Genomic DNA, 26334 nt, shown 5'->3' with positions numbered 1-26334 from the left:
GGCCGGCGTATCCGGCCCGCCTGTTCGTTTCGGCATGTCCATTTCGGCGCGGTTTCCCGCTTGGGGTAGATAAGCCCTGACTGGAAGCCACCATGCACCCGCCGCCTCGTTTCATTCTCGCCATCGCCCTGCTGGCGCTGGCCGCGTGTTCGCAGACACCCGCGCCGCAGGCCGATGCCGCCATGCCGCGCGTCGCCGTGGCGCAATCAGAAGAACGCAAATGCACCAACGAACCGCGCACGGACGAACACGACAAGCGCCCGCGCTGTGGCGGCATGGCTGTTGCGCCTGCGGCTTCGCATGCGTATCGCATCACGCTGGACAACGGCGAATCCTTCACCGCCTGCGACATCACCCAGCCATTCAGCGGCAAGATCGGCGGCGGCATGGTGACGATGTCGTTCACTCCCGCCGATGACCGCACCGGCAAGGTGGCGTGGCATTTCGCCAACGCCCAAGGCATGGCCGATACCGCCTACGACTACACGCTGAGCGGGCCGGAAGAAAAAATGACCGGCACCTTCCTCGCCAATGCCGCCGTTTGCGGACAGGCCGCGGGGTTGGGCGCATGTGCCGCCGCGAACAAGCAGACGTTCACCTCTACCTGGACGCGGATCGAGGATTGCAACGAATGAACACCTCGCGCATGCACCTTCGCACATCCATCATCGCCACCGCACTGACTGGCACGCTGCTGTGCGGCGCTGCCGATGCGCAAAGCCTTGGCGACATGTTCAAGCGCGCGGCGAAGGATGCCGTCCGCGAAGCCGTGCAGAAATCCGAAAGCAAGGCGCGCGATGCCGGCATCCAAGAGCAACGATCACAGCAAAGCGAAGCCCCATCGTCCGACAAGGGCTATCTCGCACCACGCCGCGAAACATCGCTCGGCAACGTGCCGCAGCACCTGATCCTTGCGCCTGCGGTGGGCCGCAAGTTCACCCCGGCCACGGGCAAGCCGCAGGTCATCGCGGTCAATCCGTATCTGCAACCGGACGCGATGTTCTTCACCGGCATGGGCGGCTTGCAATGTCCGGCGGAAGGTGGGCTGATCGTGGCCGGCGATGCCGGCCTGAACGAAAAAGGCAACACGATCGGCGAAGGCTATTGGCGCATCGCCGAAGACGGCGCGATCTCACCGCTGCTGAGCCGGCGTTACAAGGACAGCGGCGTGCGCTCGAACGCGCCGATGCTGCCCGCCAACCCGCCCGACAAATCGTGGGCGGACGGCAACCTGCCTTCACCCGGCTATTCGTACTACCGCGTCGATGGCTTTGGCCTTGGGCGCAACGGCGACATCCTGCTGGGCGCAAGCGATGTTGTCGTGCGCATCGCGCGCGATGGCCGCGTGCGGCGCGTGGCCGGCAAGGCGGGGGAACAGGGTTTCGCCGATGGCGCGGGCGGCGCGGCACGGTTCAAGTCTCCGGGGCGTCCGGTCGAGGACGATCAGGGCAACCTCTGGCTGGCCGATCAGGACAACTGCGCGATCCGCAAGATCACGCCCGACGGAACGGTCAGCACCCTGATGGGGCCGGATCGCCTGTGCAATGCCGCGCAAGTGAAGGCGGAAGACCAGATCGTGCCCGACAACATGCTGTGGGATACGCAACGCGGCGAGCTGGTGGTGGGCGGCCATTTCATTCGCGCCAAGCCGCACGACCTGTATCACACCGTCTGGCGCATCCGCCCCGACGGGCAGGCGCGGCGTGTGCTGCACGCACGCAAGAACAGCGGCACGCTGCTGCTGGACGGCATTTATTCGATGGCGCTGGATGCGCAGGGACGCCTCTATCTGGGCGTTGGCCGGCCTGGCCGCAACAGGTCGATCGCGCGCGTGGACGACGCCGGCAAGACCACGTTCCTGACCGGCACGGCGTACACGGGTTTCGCCCCCGGCAACGAGGCCTACCCGGTGGACGGCACCGCCAGCGGCAGTAACTTCCGCTTGAACGACGACATGTGCTTCGCCACGGACGGCAAGTTGTACGTCATCGACTACCACCTGCTGCGCCGCTACGACCCGGTGGCGGGGACGGTGCGCACCTGGGCGTATTGAGGCAGCCGGATCGGCATCCAGCGCACCGACACGCAACACCACGACAAGGACACATCGCCATGCACAAGCACCTGCTCGCCCCCGTTTGCGCAGCCATCGCCATGCTCCTGCTGTGCGCCGCGCCGCAGGTGCGCGCGCAGGACGCCGCCCAGGCCAAGGCAACCCCGCCGGCCTCGCCCACCGCCACCCGCTTCACTCCGGTGGCCGGCGATGATTCGGTGAAGAAGCTGGCCGACAGCCTTGGCAACACGCCGGAGGAACGCCAGCAAATCCTGCAACTGGCCGGCGCGGGCAAGGAATTGTTCGCGCAGAAATACAAGGGCAAGTGGAACAACACGCTTGCCGGCGCGATGACCTTCTTCATCGCGTCCGCCTACACCGTGGGCAACGACCGCGAGCCGAGCAAGGAAGCCGAGGAACGGCTGTTCTCCACGCTCAACGCCACGCTGGCGCAGTCGGACATCGTGCGCGCGTCCAACGCGGAGAAGACCGCCCTGTACAACGTGCTGCTGGCCGGTGCCGGCCTGCCGCTGGTGTTCTACGTGGACGGCAAGCAGAACCACAACGCCGGGCAGGTGGAACAGGCGAAGAAGATGGCTGACGGCTTCGGCCAGCAGTTCCTCAAGATGGACTTGCAGGCAATGAGCGGGATGCTGGGCGAGGGCGCAAATGCGGCTGCCACTGCGACTGACGCGCACGCGACCATGGCGCAATCGGCGAACACGAAATCCGGGAAGAAATGTGTCGCCGCGCGCATGGTGATGGTGCCGAATTACGTTTATGCCCCGCCGATGGGCATGCAGATGGTGCAAAAGCAGGCACTTCGGTATGTGGAAGTTCCCTGCGGGAAGCAATGAATCGACTGCTTCGCATGCCGAGTTGGTTCGCCAGTTTCTCCACCTCGGCGCGGTTTATTTCCTGCTGCAACACACCCGCCGCGCGTGCGGCACGCACAAAGCCAAGGAGACTTTCATGCACAAGCAATCCTTTTTCCTGTTGCTGGCCAGCCTCGCTGCCCCCGCGCTGGCGTCCGACCCGCCGCAGATAGCCGCCGAGCAAGTAATGCACGATTTCAACACCGGCGGCTTCGTGCTGGGCCCGCATGGCAACGCGAACTTCCGGTTCGCACAGACCTTCCAGCTCCCGGCCGCAGGCGAGATCAGCCACATCATGCTGCCGATCGCCTGCAGCACGGCAACGACCGTGCGCGTGAAGATTCTTCAGGTGCTGCGCAGCGGATTCCCGTCCAGCGTGGCCTTGATCCAGCAGGACGTGCCGGCATCGGCGATGAATGCGTGGACGGCGAGCAACGGCATGCAGAGCATGCGCATGGTCGAATTCGCACGGCCACGGATATTCAGCGCCGGCAGCTACGCCTTCAGCATCGAGGCAATCGGTGGCGAGTGCGTGCTCTGGCCGGGGCCATCTGGCAACAGCTACGACGGTGGCGAGGCCTTCATCATCAACGGCGTGTCGGTGACATCGTGGCTGATATGGAGTGGCCGCGACCTGGCGTTCCAGGTGTTCCAGCGCCCGCTCTGAACCGGGCTTGCCAAGGCGCGTTGCCGCGCTGGCGGCGCGCGGTCAACGCATGCCGAGTTGCTTCGCCAATGCTTCGGCGGCGGCGCGATCCGCCTGCTGCGGCAACACGGCATCGCGCAGCACAGGCAGTGCTTGTGCCAGCAATGCGCGCGCGTCGGTGTCCTGGCCTTGCTGGTGGCGGATCGCCGCCAGTTCGGCACGGGCGGTGGCGGTGTCGATGGGTTGACTGCCTGCTTCGAGCCGTTGCAATGCGTCGCGCTGGTCGCGTTCCGCCGTGGCCAGGTCGCCGCGCGCGCGCGTCAGCGCGGCGCGCGTGCGCAGCATGTGGGCGAAGATCGGATGGGTGGCCGGTGCTGCCTTGGCCCACAGGGCATTGGCCTCGTCGAGCAGGCGGGCGGCGCGGCCGGCATCGCCCATGCGTTGCGCCGCGACGGCCTGCTGCAACACCACGTAGGCATAGTCCTGCGAGCCTTCGCCGTCTTCCTTGAGGGATTGCCCGCGCAATTCGGCCAGCTGCGCGGCGGCCCACGCCGCCTTGCCGGCCCTGGCGGCGATGCGTGCTTGCCGCACCCGCAGTTTGCGCTTCACGCCCGGCGCGTTGCCGTCGTCGATGCCGGCCAGCGTGGCGATTGCCGCGTCGTACGCCTGCAATGCCGCGGGATAGTCGCCCAGCCGGTCGTACACGCTGCCGACATGCTCCTTGCGGATCGCGACTTCCAGCGGCACGTCATCCGACGCCGCGCCGAGTGCATCGGCATGGCGCATCGCCTCCAGTGCTTCGCGGTAGCGGCCCTGCTCGTTCAATACCAGGCCGAGGCTACCGTACAGCTTGCCGATGTCGGCACCGCCTTCCATGTATTTTTCGCTGAGAGCGATGGCCTGGCGGATGCTGCGTTCCGCGCCGGCCTGGTCGCCCGAAATGGCCTGCGCGTCCGACAGTGCGCGCAGCAGGCCCGGCCGCTCGGGCGATTCCTGCGGAATCCCGGCCCTGTCGGCGAAGGCCAGCCCTTTCGTCGCCGTTTCCAGCGCGCCCTTGGCGTCGCCGGTCCAGCCGTACAGCGATGCCAGGTAGGAATAGACCGTGATCGCGGCGCTCGGAGGGGCTGGCATCGCCTCGACCATCGCGATGGCCTGTTTCCAGGAGGCCTCGGCGGCGGCATGGTCGCCGGTGCGGAACTGCGCATAGCCCAGGTCGTACAGGGAGTTCAGGCGCGCCAGCTTGTCCTCGGGTGCGTAGCGTTCGCGCATGGCTGCCGCACGCTTCGCCTGCACCAGACTTTCCTTGCCGCGTTCCAGCGTGCCCAGCGCATTCGAGTAGTAGGAAATATCGTCCGCCAGCGCCAGTGCATCGTCGCGGGCGTGCGGCTGCACATGCTTCAGGCCCGCTTCGAACAACCCGACTGCGATCTTCGGCTCGCCCAGCGTCATGTACATGTAGCCCAGCTTGCGCTGCATCGCCTGGCGCACGTCCGGGGACAGCTGCTTGTCTTGGTCCAGCTTGCGGGTGGCGGCTCCCAGCAGCTGCCGCGCGCTGACCTTGGTGTCCAGTGCCTGGTCCGGCAATGCGGCCAGCATCGCGTTGCCCAGGAAATCCAGCGACGCTTTCGCGGTTGCGCCCTGCCGCTGCGCTTCGGCGCGCTGTTGCTCGGCGATCCTCGCCTGCGCATGCGCCTCGCTGGCCTGCCACAGCGCAACCCCGATGCCGGCGAGCAATGCCAGCGCGACGGCACCGATGGACGCCGCCAGCAGCCGGTTGCGGCGCAGCCACAGCATCGCGCGTTCGCTTCTGCCCAGTTGCGCCGCCTGCACGGGCCGGTGTTCCAGCCAGCGGTGCAGGTCGGTGGCCAGTGCATCGGCGCTGGGGTAGCGCGCGTCCGGTTGGCGGCGCAGGCAGGTTTCGACGATGGCGGCCAGCCCGCCGCGCAGCGCCTTCGCCAATGCCGCGCCATCGGGCTCGCCACGTTGTGCGGCCTGTTCCGTGCTGGCCTGCGTGGCGGCGCGGGTCAATGGCTCCGGTTCGCGTTCCAGCAGTTGCAGTTGCTTCGCCAGCGGGGTGTCGCGGGTCAGGCCGAACGGGTGCGATGCGCCAAGCAGCCGATGCAGCACGATGCCCAGCTGCCAGATGTCGGTGGCGGTGGTGATCGGCGCGTCGTGCAGTTGTTCGGGCGATGCGTATTCAAAGGTCAGCGCGCGGTCGCTGGTGGCGGTGGCATCGCCACCTTCAAGCTGCTTGGCGATGCCGAAGTCCAGCAGCTTCACCCGGCCATCGCCATCCACCAGCAGGTTGGACGGTTTCAGGTCGCGGTGGATGACCAGGTTGCGATGCGCATGGGCGACCGCATCCAGCACTTGCAGGAACAGGGTGACGCGCTCGCGCAGGCCCAGCGCGCGTTCGTCGCACCAGCGGTCAATCGGCGTGCCATCGACGAACTCCATCACGAACCACGGGTCGCCCTGTTCGCTGATGCCGCCATCCAGCAGGGTGGCGATGTTGGGATGGTGCAACTGCGCCAGCAGCTGGCGCTCGCGCAGGAAGCGTTCGCGTGCAACAGGCGAGTCGGCGGCGGCGCGGATCAGCTTCAACGCCGCGTGCTGCGCATAGGCGCCGTCGGCACGCTCGACCGCATACACCGCGCCCATGCCGCCGCGACCAATCACCTCCAGTACCCGCCACGCGCCGAAGCCGCGGCCTGTCATTTCCGCTTCGGGCAGTTCCGGCGCACGCGCATTGCCCAAGGGCGTGGCGTCGATGGGGAAGGGCTCGTCCTCGCCGGGGTCTGCCGCCAGCATCGCCTCCACCCGCGCGCGCAGGGCCGCGTCATCGCCACACAGCGCATCCAGCCGCGCCGCACGTTCGCGCGCGGGCAGGTCGGCAATGGCCTCGAATGCCTCCAGCGCGCGCTTGCGCAGGTCGCTGCCTGTGGTCACGGCTGCGCTTCGGCCAGCAGCAGCGCGCGTGCCTTGCGCAGGTCGCGGCGCACGGTGTAGTCGGGCACGTCCAGCAGCTCGGAAATCTCGCTCACCTCGTAGCCGCCGAAGCAGCGCAGTTCCAGCACCTTCGCCATGCGCATGTCGATCTTCTGCAAGGATTCGATGGTCTCATCCACTTGCAGCACGTCGATGGCATCCGGCAGGTCGGACGCCAGCCGTTCATGCGCAAGTGTCAGCGGCACCGCGTCCTGCCCGCCGCCGCGCTTTTCCGACTTGCGCGCGCGGGCATCGTCCACCAGCACCTGCCGCATCGCCCGTGCGGACAGTGCCAGCAGGTGGCGGCGGTCGTTCACTTCCAGCGCGCCGCCGCCAAGTTTCAGGTAGGCCTCGTGTACCAGCGCGGTGGTTTCCAGCGGGCCGCGTTCGCGGCGCAGGTAGTGGTGCGCCGTGCGCTTGAGTTCCTGATAGATGGCGGCATAGGCGGCATCCAGCGCGTGTGCGTCACCGGCCCGCGCACGCGCAAGCAGTTGCGTCACCGGTGCCTGTGCCGCGTCCATCGCCATTGCTGCCTGCCCCCGGCCCGCTGCGGGCCTTTTCGGGCGGAGTTTGGCACAAGCGCCGGCGGCTGGAAGGGCGCGTGTACGAAATCGCCCCGGACTGCGCATTGCTTCTGGTGAGCCGGCATTCCGCCGGCATCCACCACGAGGGGAACGATGCCATGAACCACCAGAACAACCGCCGCCAGCGCAGGCTGGCCCTGTCCATCCTGAGCGCCGCCCTGCTGGGCGCGATGGCGATGCCGGCATTCGCCGCCGATCCGGTGTGCGTGGATGTTGCCGGCAATCCGATCACGCCAGCGCCGTCCACGGATCAGGGCAACGAGGATGGCACCGACAATGCGACGTGTTTCTCCGACGCCAGTGCCTATGGACAAGGCAACAATGCCAGCGGCATTTCCAGCAGTGCGTTCGGTTGGGGCAACACGGCCTTTGGCATAGGCAGCAGTGCCTTCGGGACGCTCAATACCGCCGCCGGACTCTGGAGCAGCGCCTTCGGTTACCGGGGAAAGGCCACGGGGACATATGCGCTGACGCTGTCCGCGTTCTACGACAGCAATGGCAACAACAACGTCGATTACGATCTGGACCTGAACGGTGACGGCACCTTTGATGCCTCCAGCGAACTTGCCAACGCCAATGGCACGTCGTCCGTTGCACTGGGCGCCGGGGTGACCGTGGGCGCAGGCAACGACAGCAATTACGGCACCGCCGTTGGCGTGAACAACACCACCGGCGGCGACTACAGCAGCACCTTCGGCTTCGGCAATACCACGGAGAAGCGGGAAAGCAACGCCATCGGCTACAGCAACTACGCCCAGGGCGGCGAAGGCAGCGCTCAGGCCTTCGGCAGAAGCAACAACGCCAGCGACGGCAATGCCTTCGGCAGCAGCAATACCGCCCTCATCGGCAATGCGTTCGGCAACAACAACACGGTCGATCTGCATGACTACTTCGGCGAAGGCAATGCCTTCGGCAGCAGCAATACCGTCAATGGCAGGAGCGGCAATGCCTTCGGCAACAACAATTCCGCCGGCGAGCTGGGCAGCGCATTTGGCCTCAGCAACACCGCCGGTGGCCCCGCCAGCAATGCCTTTGGCCTCGGCAATATCGCCAACGGCTGGCAGTCCAGCGCCTTCGGTTACATCAATACCGCCAGCAGCGATCAAAGCAGTGCCTTCGGAAACAGCAATATCGCCAGTGGCGCAGGCAGCAGCGCGTTCGGCAACATGAACAACGCCAGCGGCGAAGCGGCCACAGCCATTGGTTACGAAAACCTCGCACTCGGCGAGGGCAGCAGCGCGTTCGGCAATGGCAGCTGGGCCGGCGGCCAGTCGAGCAGCGCCTTTGGCTACCAATCGCAGGCATTGAACATCGGCAGCACCGCGATCGGTTACATGGCCATTGCGGATCGCGACTACGCGGTGAGCGTGGGCAGTACCGGCAGCGAGCGCCAGATCATCCATGTTGCCGCCGGCACCGCATTGACCGATGCGGTGAACCTGGGCCAGTTGAATGCGGCGATTGCCGGGGTGACGGTGGGCGGCGGCACCAATCTGCTGCCGGTAGCGAACGCCTTTGGCGGCGGCGCGAACTGGGTAGGCGGTACGTGGACGGCACCGACCTTCAGTATCCAGGGCACGAATTACGACAACGTCGCCGACGCCTTCGCCGCCATCGACGCGCGCCTGACCACGATCGGCAGTGGCAGCGGCAGCCAGGGGCCGCAGGGCGATCCCGGCCCGCAGGGACCGGCTGGCCCGCAAGGGCCGGCGGGTGCGGATGGTGTCGGTTCTCCCCTCGCCGTTGAGTACGACGATGACGGCCACGCCGCCATCACCCTTGCCGGCACCAGCGGCGAAGGCGGCAGCGACGGCACCCAGGTCAAGAACCTGGCCGATGGCGTGGATCCCATGGATGCGGTGAACGTGCGGCAGATGCAGGCGGGCGACGCGCAGGCCGTGGCTTCCGCCAACAGCTACACCGACCAGAAGTTCGCCGCGTGGAACGACACGTTCACCCAGTACCAGCAGTCCATCGACAAGCGTTTCGCACAGACCGACAAGCGCATCGACACCATCGGTGCGATGGGCAGCGCGATGACCCACATGGCGGTCAACGCCGCCAACGGCAGTGGCGCGAAGGGGCGTCTTGCGATTGGTATCGGCGCGCAAGGCGGTGAAGGCGCGGTGTCCATCGGCTACGGCAAGCGCATCGGGGATCGCGGCTCGTTCTCCATCGGCGCGAGCTTCGGCAGTGGTGAATCCAGCGCTGGCGCGGGCTTCGGGTTTGATTTGTGATGCATCACGCGCCCATCGTGGCGGGGTAAACCGCACCCTGTGCAGCTGCCCCTCATCCGCCTTCGGCACCTTCTCCCCGCAACGCGGGGAGAAGGAAGAAAGAGCATGTCCTCCCCGCGCAGTGGGGAGAAGGAAGAAAGAACATGTCCTCCCCGCGCAGCGGGGAGAAGGAAGAAAGAGCATGTCCTCGCCGCGTAGCGGGGAGAAGGAAACAGCAAGCTCTTGTAGGAGCGGCCCATGGCCGCGACGGTTCACTCGCATCCCATGTCGCGCCCATGGGGCGCTCCTACAAAGGCATCGAGTTACAACGCAAACCGCTCCCGCAGGATGGTATCCACCCGCGTTTGCCAGCCAGGACCGGTAGCGCGAAGAACCGCCAGAACCTCCGGCGACAAGCGGATATTGATTTGCTCCTTCGGGTTGGCCTTCTTGCTGCCCACAGGCCGACCGCGCCGTGCCCGGATTTGCGCAGGCGTATGCATAGCGGCGTATTGGCCGCTCGTCACCTGCTCCACACTGCGCAACAGCGCCTCCTGGAACTCGGTCATTTCAGGATCAGTCTTCTTTGCCATACAGTTTCTCCTTGAGCTTCAACAGGAAGTCGGCTGGCAGGTTGTCGAACTTGGATTTCGCATACACGATCAGCAACGCCACTTCGCCGCGCGGCAGGCGCGTGAAGTAGATCACCCGCACGCCGCCGCGCTTGCCCTTGCCTTCGCGCGACCAGCGCACCTTGCGCAGCCCGCCGCTGGATTTGATGACATCGCCAGCTTCCGGGTTGGTCGAGATGAAATCGATGAAGGCTTCGCGCTCATCATCCGCCCAGACCTTGGCAGCCCATTCGCGGAACACTTCGGATTCAATGACGGTCAGTGCTGTTTAAATGTATCCCCAAACAATTTCGGGAATCAAGCCTTGTTGACGCCGCCCATTGGGGCAGTGGGTGCGCCCAGCCTCAACGCAGGCAGTCGCTGCCGCCGTCCGGGCAATGGACGAAGTTGACCGGAACGCCATGCGCATCCAGCACGGCGGCGAATTGCCGCTGCCGTGCCTGGAAATGGGCGAAGCCGCGTTCCAACCGCGCGCCGTCGGTTTCATCGGCGGCGTTGCGCGTGCGCCATGCGGACGGGTCCATCAGGGCGATGCGCACTTCGCCTTCGGCATAACGTGCAAGCGGTTCTGGCGGTGCGTCCAGCAGGGCATCTTCATCGGGGCGCAGCAGCGCGGTTTCCAGCAGCGGCCACAGCGGTTCAAGGCCGACGTTGCCGTACTGCATCGCGGTCATCGCCAGCAAATCGAACAGGCTGAGGAAGCGAGCATGTTCGATCTGCGCGCCGAGTCCATCCTGCAAGGCCAGCGCGGTATCGGCAGCGGCCATGCCGCGATCCAGCAGGCATTCTTCCAGCGCTTCGCCCACTGCCGTCGCGCCATCGCCGCGCAACACGAAGGGCAGCAGCCGCAGGCCACCACCGGCAAGGTTGCGGTCGCATTGCAGCGGCATCGGCACATCGCCTGCCGCATCTGCACCGAAGCCCATCATGCGCGGCCCTTGCGCCTGCCCCGGCGCGCGCGCCAGCAATTCCTCGATGCGCCGATGCAGTGGCCAGCCGGGGCGCAGCGCTTCGGCGGGGTCGAAGTGCGATGCCATCAGCGCCAGATCGCAATCGCGCACGCCGTGTACCAGTGCCGCCAGATCGCGGCCCAGCAGCGTTGCCAGTTCGCCAGCCGCATTCGCCGCCAGTGCGGCGTGCGTGGGCGGCGTGCCATCACGCAATTCCAGCGCGATCACGCCACGAAAAAACCGGGGTTCCGAAACGGATGCTTGCATGTGGAGCTTAGGCTCGGTTGGGCAGCGCTACACTGCCGCCACATTATGCCCGCGCGTGCGGGCGCATCGAGGTAGAGCCCATGCAATACGGTCGTCCCGTTGCCATTCTTGGCGGTGTTCGCATCCCGTTCTGCCGGCAGAACACGGCCTATGCCGATGTCGGCAACCTTGGCATGTCGGTGCGCACGCTGGGTGCGCTGGTCGAGAAGTACGGCCTGCACGGGCAGCAGCTTGGCGAAGTGGCGATGGGCGCGGTCATCAAGCATTCGTCGGACTGGAACCTGGGCCGCGAGGCCGCGCTGAGTTCAGGCCTGTCGCCGCTGACGCCGGGCATCACCATGCAGCGCGCCTGCGGCACCTCGCTGGACACCATCGCCTACATCGCCGGCAAGATCGGCACCGGGCAGATCGAATCCGGCATCGGCGGTGGTTCGGACACCACCTCGGACGTGCCGATTGTGTATGGCAAGGCGCTGCGCCACCGCCTGCTGCGCGCCGCTGCCGGCAAGACCTTCAAGGACAAGCTGGCCGCGTTCAAGGGCTTCCGCTTCGGTGAACTGAAGCCGGACTTCCCCGGCGTGGCCGAGCCGCGCACCGGCAAGTCGATGGGCGAAAGCTGCGAAGACATGGCGCGGCAGTGGAACATCTCCCGCGACTCGCAGGACGAGCTGGCCGTTGCCTCGCACCACAAGCTGGCGGCGGCGTATGCGCGCGGCTTCTTCGACGATCTGGTCGTGAGCTTCCGTGGCGTCTCGCGCGACAACATCCTGCGCCCGGACAGCAGCATCGAAAAACTCGCCACGCTGAAGCCGGCCTTCGACAAGACTTCCGGCAAAGGCACGATGACCGCCGGCAATTCCACGCCGCTGACCGATGGCGCCGCCGCCTGCCTGCTGTCCACCGACGAGTGGGCCGCCGCGCACGGCCATGAAGTGCTTTGCCACCTGCGCGACGTGCAGGTGTCTGCGGTGGATTTTGTCCACGGCGAAGGCCTGCTGATGGCCCCAACCGTGGCGGTGGCGGAGATGCTGAAGCGCAACAACCTCACCCTGCAGGATTTCGACATCTACGAAATCCACGAAGCCTTCGCCGCGCAGGTGTTGTGTACGCTGCGCGCGTGGGAAGACGAAAGCTACTGCAGGCAGCGGTTGGGCCTTGATGCAGCACTGGGCCGCATCGACCCCGCCAAGCTCAACCCCGTGGGTTCGTCACTTGCCACCGGCCATCCCTTCGCCGCCACCGGCGCGCGCATCATCGCCACCACCGCCAAGCAGTTGAAGGAACGCGGCGGTGGCCGCGCGCTGATCTCGATCTGCACCGCCGGCGGCATGGGTGTGGTGGCGATCTTGGAGCGGTAAAACCTGGAGCCTTGCGTACGCCGTTATTTGCGTAATTGATCGGCAGGAATTCGCACCGGTTTGCCGTCCTTCACGACGACGATTGCGGTATTGGTCTGAACTGCGACTTTGCGCGCCATTTCTGCCGCACGTCGTATCGCCACTAGTGATGCACGCAAATCCGGATTTCTGGCCTTGGAAAGTTCTTGCGCAGTCATTGGCTTTCACCCCACTCCAGCATCACAGGCTCATCGCCGGAATTATCGTACACCGCCCAGTCATCCACCGCGTCACGGTAGTGCTCCTGAAAATTCTTCCAGCCCGAAGCAAAGCGGCGGCGAATCACCGGCTCCGGGATGTCGTGCCCGCCTTGCCGCACGCGCTCGGCAACACGCGCAATCGCGGTTTCCACATTGGGCAATTGCAGAAAATACAGGCTCATCTTGTAACCAAGTCCGCGCCATTGTTCGATGTGGCGCAAATACGCCAGACCGGACAGTGTGGTCTCGAATGAAAAACTTTCCTTGCGCTGTACGCAGTGTTCGATTTCTTCCAGCATCAAGCGCCCGGCTTTGATGGCAGCAGTTTCCGGCGCGAAGGGCGCAAGCCCGGCTGCGATCAAGTCTGCATTGATGAAGCGCGGCAATTGCGCCTCGGCTGGCAGGAACGAACGGGCAAACGTGGTTTTTCCCGCTCCGTTCGGCCCGGCGATGATGATGATTTTCATGCGTCCAGCACCTCGAAGTTCGGGTAAGGCGTGAGTGGCAGGCGCGGCGGTGCCGTCACGGCTTCAGCACGCGCTCGAACAATTCATGGATGCGGCGGTATTCGTCATGCCACGCATCGGGATGCACAAAACCGTGGCGCTCCAGCGGATAACTCGCCAGCTCCCAGCGTTCTTTGCGCAGTTCGATCAGGCGCTGCGCCAGCATCACCGAGTCCTTGTAGAACACGTTGTCGTCGATCATGCCGTGGGCGATCAGCAGGTGATCCTGCAAACCTTCCGCGTGTTCGATGGGCGATGAGCGCTTGTAGGCCACGGGGTCGAGTTCCGGCGTGTTGAGGATGTTGCTGGTGTATTCGTGGTTGTACTGCGACCAGTCGCTGACCGGGCGCAGCGCGGCACCGGCCTTGAACGTGCCGGGCGCATTGAACAGCGCGTAGAAGGTCATGAAGCCGCCATAGCTGCCGCCGTAGATGCCGGCGCGGTCACGGTCGCCTTGCTTGTTCTGTGCGAGCCAATCCAGACCGTCGATGTAATCCTCCAGCTCGGGCTTGCCCATCCAGCGGTAGATCGCGGTGCGCCAGTCGCGGCCATAGCCTTCCGATGCGCGATAGTCCAGATCAAGGACGATGTAGCCCTCGTTCACCAGCAGGTTGTGGAACATCTGCTCGCGGAAATAATTGGGATAGCGCGCAGACACGTTTTGCAGATAGCCCGCGCCATGCACGAACATCACGATGGGGTATTTCTTCCCCGGCTCCATCGACGCCGGCCCGTAATACTTGCCCCAGATCGTGCCTGCGCCATGCTTCGACGGCACCTGCACGATCTGCGGCTGGATCCATGTGCGTGACTTGAAATCGGCGCTGCGGGTATCCGTGAGTTGCCTGGATGCGCCGCCGCCGGCTTCAACCACCGACAACTGCGGTGGCATGTAGGCGGATGAATGCCGCACCAGCAGCTTGCCGCCATCGGGCGAAAGCGCGAAATCCTCCACGCCATCCAGCGATGTCACCTCGCGCACATCGCCACCACGCGCGGGCACCGTGCAGACTTCGTAATCACCTGGCGTGGCGCGGTTGCACAGGAAGAAGAACGCGCCGCCATCACGCGATACCGCCACTTGCGAGGCTTCCCACTTGCCTGCGGTGAGTTGCGTGCGCTTCGTGCCATCCAGTGTGTACAGATGCGAGTAGCCGTTTTCCTCGGACAGATACCAGAGCGCGCCATTTTGCAGCCAGCCGAACTCGTTGAAGCTCCAGTCGATCCACGCCTCGTCATGCAGGCGGTGGCGCGGTTGCAGCGTTGCACTGGCAAGGTCGATGCTGGCAATCCAGCGATCCTTGTTGTCAATGGCGCGGATCATCACCGCCACACTTCGGCCATCCATGTTCCAGCGCAGCGTGGGCGCATCGCCGTTGTCGCCACTGGTGGCCACCTGCACCGCGCGGTTGCCCTTCAACGCCTGCTTGCCTGCGGCCTTGCGCAGCGCGGCCAGTGGATCGTCCGTGATGCCGGGCAGCGGATCGAATGCGATTTCGCGCACCTTGCCCGTTGCAACCTCGGCCAGCCACAGCGTCTGCGCCACCGGCGCGTTGCGGCCCACGCGGGTGCGCACGTCCTCGAACTCCTCATAGCCGGATTCGGTGACGTACATCGGCATCTTGCCGCCTTGCCCCGCGTCCGCGCTCTGTTCGGTGGTGACGGCCAACAGCCAGCGGCCATCCGGTGACAGTGCGGAGTCTGCAATCTCCACACCCTTCCCGAAGTAAATCGGCGCAGGCGCGCGGCTCGCGTCGATCTTGCGCCAGCTTTCCGCTTGTTCGCGTGCGGCATCACGCCTGGCGCGGTCATCCTTCAATGTGGCGATCAGGCGCAGCTGGCGGTCGCGCAGGTCATCGGGTTTCGGCGGTGTGCCGGGTGCGTCCTCGGCCTTCAGCACTGCCGCCTGCGACACGATGCGCCCGTCCCAACGCAACCACGCACTGCCCACGCGCCAGACCAGCGCGCCGTCGCTGCTCCATTGCAGGCGCGATGCCGCATCACTGCCGCGCGTGAGTTGCGTCAACGCGCCGCTGCGCATGTCGCGCACAAACACATCGCCATTGCGGACGAAGGCGCTGCGGCTGCCATTTGCATCCAGCAGCGCAGGCGCATCCAGCCCGGCGCGCGCGGCATCGTCCACCTTCGACGGCGCACCGCCATCGATGCCGACCTGCCATGTGTCGCGGATCGTCGCGCCCGCGCGCTTGAGGGTGTAATGCGCGGCCTTGCCGTCCCAGCGCCACCACATGCTTTCCACCGGCGGGCCGATCCAGTCCGGGTCGGCCATCGCCTGCGTCAGCGTGATCGGCTCAGCGGCGTGCGCGGTGGAAACGGAAGTCAGCAGGCAGGCGAAGGCAAGCGGGGCAAGGCGCATGGTGCAGTCCACGAAAGAACGATGCGGCAGGGTAGCAGGCGCATCGTCGTTCCTTGCAGGAGCGGCACTTTGCCGCGACCGGTCACGCGGGGAAGCCATCGCGCCGATGGGGCGCTACTGCATCAACCGATGCCGACCAATGCGCGTTGCACCAATTGCATGACGGGGCCAGGCGTGGGGACATCAGTGATACGGTCGATCCGGGGCCAGAGGTCGGGATAACCACGTCGAACATTGACGTTCAGACTGGCGATCAGGTACTTGCCCGTGCTGTATCTTCCATCCGGGGTGGAAGGGCTGATGCGGCCGTCCGGGGTCAGCTTGAGCGCGGTCTGCAGGTCCTTGATGCTTTGGATGAGAGCGGGCGTACAAGTGGTGGTCACCACCACGTTCTGCAGGATCTGCTTGGCCTTCTGGTCTATCGCAGCTTTGGCCGAAAGGCGCATGAGGTATGACACTAAAGCCACGTCTTCGGTCTGATTCGTGCCACCTTGCCCGACTCGCTGATCCACGTTGAAGAAGACGGGAATTTGCGACTGTGTTCCCTTGGTGATATTGGCCATCGTGGTTTCTCCTTTGAATGATTGATGCAAGACAGGCGGGCGAAACCCGCAGGAATGTGCCCGTTATCTGGAGTTACGCGAAACGGCGGCGGGATCGGACATTGGCGATGTGGGAGTGGCCCTTGGGCGTGGCCCCGCCGTCTTTCATAGTGGTGGGGTTTACCCCCACCACGTCGGTGACGCGATGCGCTGGTGGGATGAATCCCACTCTTATGTTGTTGGTGACATGCCGCGGCAAAGTGCCGCTTCCGCAAGTGCCGCACCTGCACGGGCAGGCGGCTATCCGTACAGGTGTGTCGCGCCGCCGCGCGCTTTCCCGCACAATCGGGCCTGTTTCCCGAGCCGGTGGTTCCCCGCATCGCGCGATGCACGCCTACGTCTACAAGAGCCTGAAAAAGGCCGATACCTATGTCTATCTGGCGGTGCGCGATGATTTCACGCGGCTGCCGGAGCCGCTGCGTGCGCAGTTGGGTGGCTTGCAGTTCGTGCTGGACGTGGCGCTGACGCCGGATCGCAAGTTGGCGCGCGAGAACCCCGAGACGGTGCGCGCCAATCTGGCCGAGCGCGGCTTCCATCTGCAATTTCCGCCCACCGTGGCCGACCCGATGAGCAGCGACTGGGGCACCGATGCCTGAGCGCCGGCATCCCGCACTTGGCGTGCCGCTGCTGCTGGCCGGGCTGCTCTTGGCCGGCGCGGCGTGGTTCGACGGCGTGCCCGGCATCGCGGCTGCCTGCGCATGGCTGGCGCAGGCACCTGCTGCGCTGGGCATCGCCCTGCTGCGCGGTACCCGTGGCAAGGCCGGGCTGGGCCACGACGTGCTGCAACTGGCATTGCTGTGGGCGGGCGGTTTCGCGCTGATTGGCGTGCTGGCCGCGTGGCCGCTGCTGCGCCTGCTGGATGCGCCTTCGCTGGGCGCAGTGCTGCTGTTGAGCGCGGTTGCCGGCATCGTGCTGATTCTGCTGTGGCGGCACTGGCCGGCATGGCATGCGCTGGAGCGTGAAGGCGGCACGCTGGCCGTGCGGTTCAAGGCGCAGGACGCGCAGGATCGCGACGCATGGCGCGGGCTGTTGCAGGTGGCGTTGCCGGCCTTCCTGCTGCTGGCCTGCGGCCTGCTGCTTGGCTGGCCCGGATTGCTCACGGGCGAGGCACGGATCATCGCAGCCGTTGCGTTTGCCGTGCTGGTGGCGGTGGCGCATCTGGTCCTGCAGGCAGCACCGAAGCTGGCGCTGCTGCACGGCCTGCCGGTGGTGGAAATGGAGGCCGACGAAGACGACGCGGCGGAGGTCGAAGCCGAAGCCGCGTCGCTGCCAGTTGCAGCGAGCCCCGTCATCGAACTCGACGTGGCCGTCCTCAACCGTGACCTGTACGCCGCTGCGCGCAATGGCCGGGTGGAGCGCGCGCTGAACCTGCTGGAAGCCGGTGCCGATCCCAATGCCGCACCGGAAGTGGATGCGCGTGACCGGCGCAGCCTGCCGGTGTTGGCCGCGCTGCTACCCGACCTGCGCCTGCTGCGTGCCTTGATCGAACGCGGCGTCAATCTCAATGTCGTGCATGCCGGCATGACGCCGCTGCTGGCCGCTACCCGCGACAGCTGGCATGGCCGGCCCGAAGCGGTGATGACCCTGCTCGCCAACGGTGCTGATCCGCGCGCCACCGATGCCGAAGGCAACACGCCGCTGCACCATGCCGCGCGCAGTTCAGACCCCGGCGTCGCCGCATTGCTGCGCGATGCCGGCGCGCAGATTGATGCCTGCAACCACGATGGCGTGTCGCCGCTGGGCGCGGCCTGCATGGTCGGCAACTGGCGGCTGGCGCGCTTCCTGCTGGAAAACGGCGCACGCATCGAACCGGAAAACGGCAGGCCGGCGCTGCTGTCCGCCGCCGCGACCGAAGAGGACGATGCCGCCGGCGTGCAACTGCTGCTGCGCCACAAGGCGAGTGACGATGCGCGTGACGAAAACGGGCGCAGCGCCCTGCACGAAGCCGCGTCCGCCGGGCATGCCGGCATCTGCCAGGCGCTGCTGGATGCCGGCGCGGATGCCAACGTGAGTGATGCCGAAGGCCGCACGCCGCTGCTGGATGCCGCACGCGGCGGTCATCTGCCTGTGCTTGAAACCTTGCTGTCCGGCAAGGCCGATGTGCATGCGCGCGACGGCCACGGCATGGGCGCGCTGCATCTGGCCTGCACGGCCGAAGCGCCATCGGTGGCGATGATCCGCCGCCTGCAGGAACTGGGCGTCGATCCGCTGGCAACCGATGCGCTGGGCCGAAGCGCCATCGACCTTGCGTCCGGCATGGGTCGCTGGACGCTGGTCGCCGCGCTTGATCCCAAGCGCACGCTGCCGGTGGAAACCGAAACCGAAGATGCGCCGCTGCCGGATCGCCCGCCGCAATTGCTGCTGCGCCAGCGGTTGATGGACGATGCCGAATGCAAGGGCTGCGATGCATTGCTTCCGCTGCTCGGTCGCAGCGATTTCGACAGCTTGTTGTGCGATGAGGAAGTCGCGGCATCACCCGCGCGCGTCGGCTGGCTGCTGCGCCACGGCGCGTATGCGGAAGCGCGCGTGCCCGGCACGACTCCGCCGGTGCAGGCGGCACTGCTGCGCGGCGGTGCCGGCATCGAAACCTTGCATTTGCTGTTTGCGCACGGCGGTTCGCCTGCCGGTGCGGGCTGGCTGGCGCGCTATCTGTCGGCCTGCGTTGCCGGCCACAACAATGCGGGCAACAACGATGCGAGCGGCGAACGCTTTGCCGTCGAACTGCTGGAACGTGGTGCCGATCCGTTTGGCACATCGCCCGCAGGTGATCCGCCACTGACGCTGGCCGTGCGCCTGCGCTGGCCGCAACTGTTGCAACGCCTGCTCGCGCATGGCGTCGATCCGGAAGCCTGCGACGGTCGCGGCATGGGCGCGCTGCATCTGGCCGCCGCATTGGGCGATGCCGAAGCCCTGAAGAAACTGGTGGCCGCCGGTGCCAGCCCGGATCGCCGCGCCGCCGATGGACAGACACCGCTGGGCGTGGCGCTGGCTGCGGGTCGTCGTGATCTTGCCGCGTGGCTGGATTGGCGCGGCTGGAAGCTGCCGCGTCGTCCGCTGCGTGGCAGTGATCTACCCGCTGCTGCGGTTGCCGGTGACATCGACGCCGTGCGCCGGCTGCTGGATCTCGGCCTGCCCATCGACGCCACCGATGCACTGGGTTGCACCGCGCTGCTGCGCGCGGCAGGCGGCGGTCATCGTGACCTGGTGGAACTGCTGCTGCAACGCGGTGCCAATCCCGCGCACGCCGCCAACACCGGTGCGACCTCACTGTCGGCGGCGGTCAGCATGCGCCATGTCGAGATCGTTGACCGCCTGCTGCAGGCCGGCGCGGGGCTGGAACAACGCCTGCCGGGCGATGTCACCGTCCTGATGCTCGCCGCTGCACTCGGCCTGCCGGAACTGGTCACTCGCCTGCTGCGCGCCGGTGCCGACTTGCACGCCGCCGATGCCAACGGCCTGACGCCGCTGCACTGCGCCGCGCTGTATGGCTTCACCGCGCGCGACCGCACCCGCCTGCTGGCCCTGCTGGATGCGATGCTGCTGGCCGGTGCCGATCCGCACCGCGTCGCCGGGCAGGGCATCACCCCGCTGCTGCTGCTGCTGGGCGTGCGCGCCGAACCCGGCACGCCAAGCACCGAAGACGTGCTGCTTGCGGCACTGGAACGCCTGCTGGACGAAGACGTGCGGCTGGATGCACGTGATGCACGCGGCTTCGGCCCGCTGCACCTTGCCGGCTTGCACGGCCTGCCGCAGGTCGCACAAACCTTGCTGCGCGAAGGTGCCGACCCGAATGCGCGCGACAACCTCAACCGCACCCCGCGCGAGATCGCGCTGATGCGCGGCTATGTTGATGTCGCCGCCGAGCTCACCCCGCCCGACGCGCCACCGCCGTCCGGTGTTTCGATGGCGCGGTTTTTGCGCGAATAGGTTTCTCGCGCCGGGATTGCCGGGCAATCCTGATCGGTCGCATACTCGCGCCGTTCGCGCATGCCGCGCATCGGAGCAGGGTTCATGAAACGGGGTTTTGCTTTTTGTCTGTCGATGGTGGTGTTGGCGTCGTCTGTTGCAGGTCACGCAGCCGATGGCGTGAAACCCGGCAAGTCCAAGCCTGACGTGATTGCATTCAATGCCAATGTTCGCGTGGATGTTGATGCCAACGGCAAGCCGGTGAAGGTGGAAGCGCCGGCAGACCTGCCGCAGGCGATTCGCGGCTATATCGAGAAACGGGTGGCGTCGTGGCAGTACCAGCCGGCGATGCAGAACAACGTGGCGGTGCCGGCAACAACCTATGTATCGGTGGGCGCTTGTGCGCTTCCGGACGAGACCGGCGACAACTATCGGCTTGGGGTGGACTTCAAGGGCAATGGCCCCGGACTTGTGAGCGCAACCGGCAGATTGGAACCACCTGTCTATCCGCGCGATGCGATGATGAGGGGATCGACCGGTGCATTCAGGGTTGTCTATTCGATTAGCGGCGAAGGCAAGCCGAAAGTCGATGAGATCGTTCCCATGGATGATGTCTCCAAGCGCAGCTACAAGGCATTCCATGCAGCGCTGGAAAAATGGGCGAGCAGCTTGCCCTATCGCCCGGAGACCGTGAATGGTCAGCCGGTTACCACCCAGATCAGCACGCTGGTCGAGTTCCGGCTGGATGATGACATCGGAACCCCGCAGTGGCGGCAGCGGTATATCGAGGAACTGAAATCACGCGCCATCGCTTCCAGTGAATGCGCGCTGGCCTCAGGCAGAGGGTTTGGTTTGGTGCCCATCGCCATGGATTCCCCGGTGAAAATCACGCCTGCACCGGCCGGCTGAACCAGGTGTTTTTACAGATACAAAAAGCCCCGCTTTCGCGGGGCTTTTTCGTTGCGGATATTTCCGCACTCAACGCTTCATCGAAGCAAAGAACTCGTCGTTGGACTTGGTGTTCTTCATCTTGTCGAGGAGGAACTCCATCGCCGCGATTTCGTCCATCGGGTGCAGCAGCTTGCGCAGGATCCAGATCTTCTGCAGAAGCTCCGGTTCGATCAGCAGGTCCTCGCGGCGGGTGCCGGACAGGTTGACGCCGATGGCCGGATACACGCGCTTTTCGGTGATGCGGCGGTCGAGGTGGACTTCGCTGTTGCCGGTGCCCTTGAACTCTTCGTAGATCACCTTGTCCATCGCGCTGCCGGTATCGACCAGCGCGGTGGCGATGATGGTCAGGCTGCCGCCTTCCTCCACGTTGCGGGCCGCGCCGAAGAAGCGCTTCGGGCGGTGCATGGCGTTGGAATCCACGCCGCCGGTCAGCACCTTGCCGCTGCTCGGCATCACGTTGTTGTAGGCGCGGGCAAGGCGGGTGATCGAGTCAAGCAGGATCACCACGTCCTTCTTGTGTTCGACCAGCCGCTTGGCGCGTTCGATCACCATTTCCGCGACCTGCACGTGGCGGGCGGCGGGCTCATCGAATGTCGAAGAAATCACTTCGCCGCGCACCGTGCGCTGCATTTCGGTCACTTCTTCCGGGCGCTCGTCGATCAGCAGCACGATCAGATGCACTTCCGGATGATTGCTGGTGATCGCGGTGGCGATCTGCTGCATCATCATCGTCTTGCCGGCCTTCGGCGGGCTGACAATCAGGGCGCGCTGGCCCTTGCCCTGCGGGGCCATCAGGTCAAGGATGCGGCCGGTGATGTCTTCCGAAGAACCATCGCCACGTTCCAGCCTGAAGCGCTTGCGCGGGAACAGCGGGGTGAGGTTCTCGAACAGGGTCTTGTTCTTGGATGCCTCGATCGGCTCGCCGTTGATGGTGTCCACGATGTTCAGCGCGAAATAGCGCTCGCCGTCCTTCGGCCAGCGGATGCGACCGGATACATGGTCGCCGGTGCGCAGGTTGAAGCGGCGGATCTGCGACGGGCTGATGTAGGTATCGTCCGGGCCGGCAAGGTAGGACGCTTCCGCAGCGCGCAGGAAGCCGAAACCGTCCGGCAGGATTTCCAGCACGCCATCGGCCTGCACGCCTTCGCCGTGGCGGGTCAGCACCTTCAGGATCGCGAAGATGATGTCCTGCTTGCGCGCACGCGCCACGCCGTCGGTGATCTGCAACTGCTCGGCGATTTCCAGCAGCTTGTGCGCGGGCATGCGCTTGAGGTCGCCCAGCGAATAGGTGGGGAAGCCTTCCGGCACCTGCGGATGCGGGCGCGGCACGAAGTTCTCGCCGTTGCCGCCGTCGTCCTGCATGCCGCCGTCGCGGTAGCGCTCGCGCTGGCGGTCGCGGCGGTTCTTGAAGCGCTCGCGGCGGTTGTTGCGGTTGCCGTCGTATTGCTGCTGGCCACCTTGATGGTTGTGCTGCGAAGCGTTGCCGCCTTCGCCCATCTGGGCAGGGCTGCCGGCAGGGTTGCCGGCATCGTGGCTGCCGCCATCGGCAGGGGCCGACGACGGCTGCGGCGCGGGTGCCTGCGGGGCTTCGGCCTGCACGGGCGGTGCCGGCGGCGGAGCGGCGGCAGGTGCCGGTGCTGCCGGTGCCTCCAGCGTGATATCGGGCAGGTCGTTCTTGCGGGGCTTGGCGACGCGCGGCTTGCGCACGCGCTTCTCGGCGATTTCGCCGGCGTCGTTTGTAGTGTCGGACAAGGGAAAATCCTCGCTTGCGTTGCGAGCGCCCGCAGGCGTGCGGGCGGGGTCGTCGGGAGTGGATCAGAGGGGGTGCGGCGCGCCTGAAGGAGCGGTGCAGCGCCGGGTTCGGCGGAAAACTAGCACCAGTGCGGCGTGTGGTGCAACTGTTGCTGTCATTCCGGCTTTCGCCGGAATGACGGGCTAGCAGCTTGAGGCCAAGGGAATGACGGCCAGCGCTCAAAGCGCCTTGTCGATCATCTGCGCGAGCTGGGCCTTGCCCACCGCCCCGATCTGGGTGGCCTGCACCTGCCCACCCTTGAACAGCAGCAGCATCGGGATGCTGCGGACGTGGTACTTCATCGCGGTCTGCTGGTTCTGGTCCACATCGACCTTCACGATCTTCGCCTTGCCGGCGTAGTCGGTGGCGAGCTGGTCCAGCGCCGGGGCGATCATCTTGCACGGGCCACACCACGGTGCCCAGAAGTCCACCAGCACCGGCTGGTCGGAGGCCAGCACCTGGCTGTCGAAGTCGGCATCGGTGGCGTGCAGGACGGTATCGCTCATGGAAACTCCAGTGGTGTGCGCTTGGGGCCGAAAACGGCCTGGGGGCGGGGAATGATAGACTGATGGGGATGCATCGCCCGCAAGACAAGGCGCGATGCGGTGCCGGGAACGACCAGCCCCGGACTTTCCCGGCAGTCTGCGCGGCTGCCCCCTGTTCACGCAAGCCGTCCGGCAATGCCGCCGGGCCGCTGCCCTTAGGCCAGCCTCCGTGTCCGACAAACCCCTGACCGACCTCACGTTTTCCTCCTTCGACCTGCATCCGGCGCTGCTTGCCGGGCTTGAAGCCGCCGGCTTCACCCGCTGCACCCCGATTCAGGCGCTGACCCTGCCGCTGGCGCTGAACGGGCGCGACGTGGCCGGGCAGGCGCAGACCGGCACCGGCAAGACGCTGGCCTTCCTGGTTGCGGTGATCGACCGTCTGCTCAAGCGCCCGGCGCTGGCCGACCGGACGCCTGCAGATCCGCGCGCGCTGATCCTCGCGCCCACCCGCGAGCTGGCGATCCAGATCCACAAGGATGCGGTGAAGTTCGCTTCCGACCTGGGTCTGAAGTTCGCGCTGGTCTATGGCGGCGTGGACTACGACAAGCAGCGCGAGCAGTTGCAGAAGGGTGCCGATGTCATCATCGCCACGCCCGGCCGGCTGATCGACTACGTGAAGCAGCACAAGGTGGTCAGCCTGCACGCCTGCGAGATGTGCGTGCTGGACGAGGCCGACCGCATGTTCGACCTCGGCTTCATCAAGGACATCCGCTTCCTGCTGCGCCGCATGCCGGCGCGCACCGAGCGGCAAACCCTGCTGTTCAGCGCCACCCTCAGCCACCGCGTGCTGGAGCTGGCCTACGAGCACATGAACGAGCCGGAAAAGCTCGTCGTCGAAACCGAATCCATCACCGCCGCGCGGGTGCGCCAGAAGCTTTACTACCCGGCGGACGAGGAAAAGCTGCCGCTGCTGATCGGCCTGCTGTCGCGCAGCGAAGGCGCGCGCACGATGGTGTTCGTCAACACCAAGGCCTTCGTGGAGCGCGTTGCGCGCGCGCTGGAAAAGGCCGGCTACCGCGTTGGCGTGCTCAGCGGCGACGTGCCGCAGAAGAAGCGCGAATCGCTGCTGAAGAAGTTCCAGGCCGGCCAGCTTGAACTGCTGGTGGCAACCGACGTGGCCGCGCGCGGCCTGCACATCGACGGCGTGTCACACGTCTTCAACTACGACCTGCCGTTCGATGCCGAGGACTACGTACACCGCATCGGGCGCACCGCGCGCCTCGGTGCGGAGGGCGATGCGATCAGCTTTGCCTGCGAGCGTTATGCGATGTCGCTGCCGGACATCGAGGCCTACATCGAGCAGAAGATTCCCTCCGAGCCGGTCACCCAGGAACTGATGACCGCGCTGCCGCGCAAGCCGCGCGAAGGCGTGGAAGTGGTGGCCGAAGAAGGCGAAAGCATCGGCGACATCTTCAAGGAAGTGCGCGAAGCGCGCGCCGCCGAGGACGCCAAGCGTGGCGGTGGCCGGGGTGGCCGCAGCGGCGAGCGCTCCGGTGGTCGCGGCGAAGGCCGCGGCCCGCGTCCGCCGCGCAAGCCTCGTATTGAGGGCGAAGCCGCATCAAGCACGCCTGCGCCGCCCAAACCCGATGCGCCTGACGCCGCGCCGAACCTGGCCGAACGCGAAGCCCGCAAGCCGCGCAAGCGTCGCCGCCGTCGCCACGGCAAGCCGCTGGAAGGCGCGGAAGGCGCGCCCACGCAGGCGAACGCTGCCGCCAAGCCCGCGCCGCAGCCTGCCGGCGACAAACCGTCCCTGCTCAGCCGGATCGGCCGCCGCCTCAAGTCGCTGGTCGGCGGCTGAGGCCACGGCTGGTCGCTGCCGACGGCTCGGGCGATACTGCGCGTTCCTCGCCGCACGACACCCACCATGCCGGTTCTGCGTTTCGACAACGTGAGCAAGCAGTACGCCGGCGGGCACGTTGCGCTGTCCGGCGTCAGCTTTGCGGTGGACGCCGGCGAGATGCTGTTCGTCACCGGCCATTCCGGCGCGGGCAAGAGCACCCTGCTCAAGCTGATCCAGCTTGCCGAGCGCCCCAGCCGCGGCACGGTGCTGTTCGCCGAGCGCAACCTCGCCAAGGTGCGCGGATCGCGGATCGCCGCGCATCGCCGCAACATCGGCGTGGTCTATCAGAACCACCAATTGCTGATGGATCGCAGCGTGGGCGAGAACGTGGCCCTGCCGCTGGTATTGCGCGGGATGAAGCGCGCGGAGACCGGCAAGCGCGTGCGTTCGATCCTCGACCGGCTGGGCCTTGCGGCGCGCGAACGCGCATTGCCTTCGCAATTGTCCGCAGGCGAGCAGCAGCGGGTCGGCATCGCCCGTGCGGTGATCGCCGAACCGGCCCTGCTGATCGCGGATGAACCCACCGGCAACCTCGACCCGGCGCTGTCTTCGGAAATCATGGCGCTGTTCGCCGCGCTGCCCGAACGCGGCACCAGCGTGCTGGTGGCCAGCCATGACCTGGGCCTGGTCAAGCGCATGCGCAAGCGCGTGCTGGTGCTGGAGCAGGGGCAGCTGACCGACGACATCGCACCGGAGGATCTGGTCGATGAATGAGAAGGTTGCCGATGTCCATGCCAGCCGCTTCGGCGCATGGCTGGAGCATCACGGCTACAGCATCGTCGCCAGCCTGGGCCGCATGCTGCGCAAGCCGTGGGCCACCTTGCTCACCATCGGCGTGATGGCACTGGCGATGGCGCTGCCGCTGGGCCTGTGGCTGGTCTTGCAGAACGTGCAGCGGCTGGGTGGCGAAGTGCAGTCCAGCCGCGAGGTCGCGGTGTTTTTGAAGGCCGATGTCGATGCCTCGGCGGCGAAGGCGCTGGCTGAAACCCTGCGCGCGCGCGGCGACG

23 protein-coding genes are annotated in these 26334 nt (G+C 66.1%); 12 read left to right on the top strand and 11 right to left on the bottom strand.

Annotated features, from left to right (window positions below; all coding sequences use genetic code 11):
- The first annotated feature begins 92 nt into the window (after positions 1-92).
- From QM612_RS02740 to QM612_RS02725, 4 genes are all read left to right on the top strand, one after another.
- Positions 93-635 carry a hypothetical protein gene (locus tag QM612_RS02740; RefSeq protein WP_415252367.1) on the top strand — a complete coding sequence of 181 codons (543 nt, stop codon included), beginning with the start codon at positions 93-95 and terminating at the stop codon, positions 633-635.
- Entirely contained in the window at positions 632-2053 is a 1422-nt protein-coding gene (locus QM612_RS02735; RefSeq protein WP_415252366.1) for a hypothetical protein, read from the top strand. Before QM612_RS02740 ends, QM612_RS02735 begins: the two co-directional genes overlap by 4 nt.
- A 59-nt stretch (positions 2054-2112) precedes the next feature.
- Positions 2113-2910, top strand: coding sequence for a DUF6683 family protein (locus QM612_RS02730; protein ID WP_415252365.1), 798 nt, complete (start codon positions 2113-2115; stop codon positions 2908-2910).
- A gap of 115 nt (positions 2911-3025) precedes the next feature.
- Positions 3026-3595, top strand: a complete 570-nt coding sequence (locus QM612_RS02725) for a hypothetical protein (RefSeq protein WP_415252364.1) — start codon at positions 3026-3028, stop codon at positions 3593-3595.
- A 42-nt stretch (positions 3596-3637) separates the two neighbouring features.
- On the opposite strand, the gene QM612_RS02720 is transcribed toward QM612_RS02725, so the two are convergent.
- Both QM612_RS02720 and QM612_RS02715 read right to left on the bottom strand, forming a co-directional pair.
- Positions 3638-6523, bottom strand: a complete 2886-nt coding sequence (locus QM612_RS02720) for a protein kinase domain-containing protein (protein WP_415252363.1) — start codon at positions 6521-6523, stop codon at positions 3638-3640.
- On the bottom strand, positions 6520-7089 hold the full coding sequence (locus tag QM612_RS02715; protein ID WP_415252362.1) for an ECF-type sigma factor: 570 nt from the start codon (positions 7087-7089) through the stop codon (positions 6520-6522). The genes QM612_RS02720 and QM612_RS02715 overlap by 4 nt, the downstream gene beginning before the upstream one ends.
- A 74-nt stretch (positions 7090-7163) precedes the next feature.
- Here QM612_RS02715 and QM612_RS02710 point away from each other — a divergent pair, with 74 nt between their 5' ends.
- A complete protein-coding gene (locus tag QM612_RS02710; RefSeq protein WP_415252361.1) occupies positions 7164-9383 on the top strand; it encodes a hypothetical protein in 2220 nt (739 codons plus the stop codon).
- 302 nt (positions 9384-9685) lie between these two features.
- Here the strand turns inward: QM612_RS02710 and QM612_RS02705 are convergent, their stop codons facing one another.
- The 3 genes from QM612_RS02705 to QM612_RS02695 all read right to left on the bottom strand — a co-directional run bounded on the left by QM612_RS02705 (position 9686) and on the right by QM612_RS02695 (position 11211).
- The gene (locus QM612_RS02705) at positions 9686-9955 is read right to left on the bottom strand and encodes a BrnA antitoxin family protein (protein ID WP_415252360.1); all 270 of its coding nucleotides are present in this window, start codon (positions 9953-9955) and stop codon (positions 9686-9688) included.
- Complete coding sequence (locus QM612_RS02700; RefSeq protein ID WP_415252359.1) at positions 9939-10235, bottom strand: hypothetical protein; 297 nt, start codon at positions 10233-10235, stop codon at positions 9939-9941. Before QM612_RS02700 ends, QM612_RS02705 begins: the two co-directional genes overlap by 17 nt.
- A gap of 103 nt (positions 10236-10338) precedes the next feature.
- Positions 10339-11211 (bottom strand): hypothetical protein, encoded by an 873-nt coding sequence (locus QM612_RS02695; protein ID WP_415252358.1) that lies wholly within the window; start codon positions 11209-11211, stop codon positions 10339-10341.
- A gap of 80 nt (positions 11212-11291) precedes the next feature.
- Here QM612_RS02695 and QM612_RS02690 point away from each other — a divergent pair, with 80 nt between their 5' ends.
- Positions 11292-12569: an acetyl-CoA C-acetyltransferase gene (locus tag QM612_RS02690; RefSeq protein WP_415252357.1), complete on the top strand. Its 1278-nt coding sequence runs from the start codon at positions 11292-11294 to the stop codon at positions 12567-12569.
- A gap of 23 nt (positions 12570-12592) precedes the next feature.
- Here the strand turns inward: QM612_RS02690 and QM612_RS02685 are convergent, their stop codons facing one another.
- From QM612_RS02685 to QM612_RS02670, 4 genes are all read right to left on the bottom strand, one after another.
- Complete coding sequence (locus QM612_RS02685) at positions 12593-12766, bottom strand: hypothetical protein (RefSeq protein ID WP_415252356.1); 174 nt, start codon at positions 12764-12766, stop codon at positions 12593-12595.
- Positions 12763-13275, bottom strand: a complete 513-nt coding sequence (locus QM612_RS02680; RefSeq protein WP_415252355.1) for an AAA family ATPase — start codon at positions 13273-13275, stop codon at positions 12763-12765. The genes QM612_RS02685 and QM612_RS02680 overlap by 4 nt, the downstream gene beginning before the upstream one ends.
- A 55-nt stretch (positions 13276-13330) precedes the next feature.
- On the bottom strand, positions 13331-15691 hold the full coding sequence (locus QM612_RS02675) for a prolyl oligopeptidase family serine peptidase (RefSeq protein WP_415252354.1): 2361 nt from the start codon (positions 15689-15691) through the stop codon (positions 13331-13333).
- Positions 15692-15813: 122 nt separating this feature from the next.
- A complete protein-coding gene (locus tag QM612_RS02670) occupies positions 15814-16254 on the bottom strand; it encodes a hypothetical protein (RefSeq protein WP_415252353.1) in 441 nt (146 codons plus the stop codon).
- Positions 16255-16619: 365 nt separating this feature from the next.
- Between QM612_RS02670 and QM612_RS02665 the strand changes: the two genes are divergently transcribed.
- The 3 genes from QM612_RS02665 to QM612_RS02655 are packed head-to-tail and all read left to right on the top strand — an operon-like array spanning position 16620 to position 21108.
- Positions 16620-16889: a YcgL domain-containing protein gene (locus QM612_RS02665; RefSeq protein WP_415252352.1), complete on the top strand. Its 270-nt coding sequence runs from the start codon at positions 16620-16622 to the stop codon at positions 16887-16889.
- Positions 16882-20220, top strand: coding sequence for an ankyrin repeat domain-containing protein (locus QM612_RS02660; RefSeq protein ID WP_415252351.1), 3339 nt, complete (start codon positions 16882-16884; stop codon positions 20218-20220). Before QM612_RS02665 ends, QM612_RS02660 begins: the two co-directional genes overlap by 8 nt.
- A 60-nt stretch (positions 20221-20280) precedes the next feature.
- Positions 20281-21108, top strand: coding sequence for an energy transducer TonB (locus tag QM612_RS02655; RefSeq protein ID WP_415252350.1), 828 nt, complete (start codon positions 20281-20283; stop codon positions 21106-21108).
- A 69-nt stretch (positions 21109-21177) separates the two neighbouring features.
- Here the strand turns inward: QM612_RS02655 and rho are convergent, their stop codons facing one another.
- Both rho and trxA read right to left on the bottom strand, forming a co-directional pair.
- Positions 21178-22902, bottom strand: a complete 1725-nt coding sequence (gene rho / locus QM612_RS02650) for a transcription termination factor Rho (RefSeq protein ID WP_415252349.1) — start codon at positions 22900-22902, stop codon at positions 21178-21180.
- Positions 22903-23121: 219 nt separating this feature from the next.
- On the bottom strand, positions 23122-23448 hold the full coding sequence (gene trxA / locus QM612_RS02645; protein WP_415252348.1) for a thioredoxin: 327 nt from the start codon (positions 23446-23448) through the stop codon (positions 23122-23124).
- 208 nt (positions 23449-23656) lie between these two features.
- On the opposite strand from trxA, the gene rhlB reads away from it, so the two are divergent.
- The 3 genes from rhlB to QM612_RS02630 form a co-directional block, all read left to right on the top strand.
- A complete protein-coding gene (gene rhlB / locus QM612_RS02640) occupies positions 23657-25285 on the top strand; it encodes an ATP-dependent RNA helicase RhlB (RefSeq protein ID WP_415252347.1) in 1629 nt (542 codons plus the stop codon).
- A 66-nt stretch (positions 25286-25351) separates the two neighbouring features.
- Positions 25352-26041: a cell division ATP-binding protein FtsE gene (gene ftsE, locus QM612_RS02635; RefSeq protein ID WP_415252346.1), complete on the top strand. Its 690-nt coding sequence runs from the start codon at positions 25352-25354 to the stop codon at positions 26039-26041.
- Positions 26034-26334 (top strand): cell division protein FtsX (locus QM612_RS02630; protein WP_415252345.1); only part of this gene is annotated, 301 nt, incomplete at its 3' end. The genes ftsE and QM612_RS02630, both read left to right, overlap by 8 nt.

The organism is Thermomonas sp. (assembly GCF_047606765.1).
In the GTDB taxonomy this organism is placed as follows: domain Bacteria; phylum Pseudomonadota; class Gammaproteobacteria; order Xanthomonadales; family Xanthomonadaceae; genus Thermomonas.
This window is presented reverse-complemented; position numbering and strand designations above follow the sequence as displayed.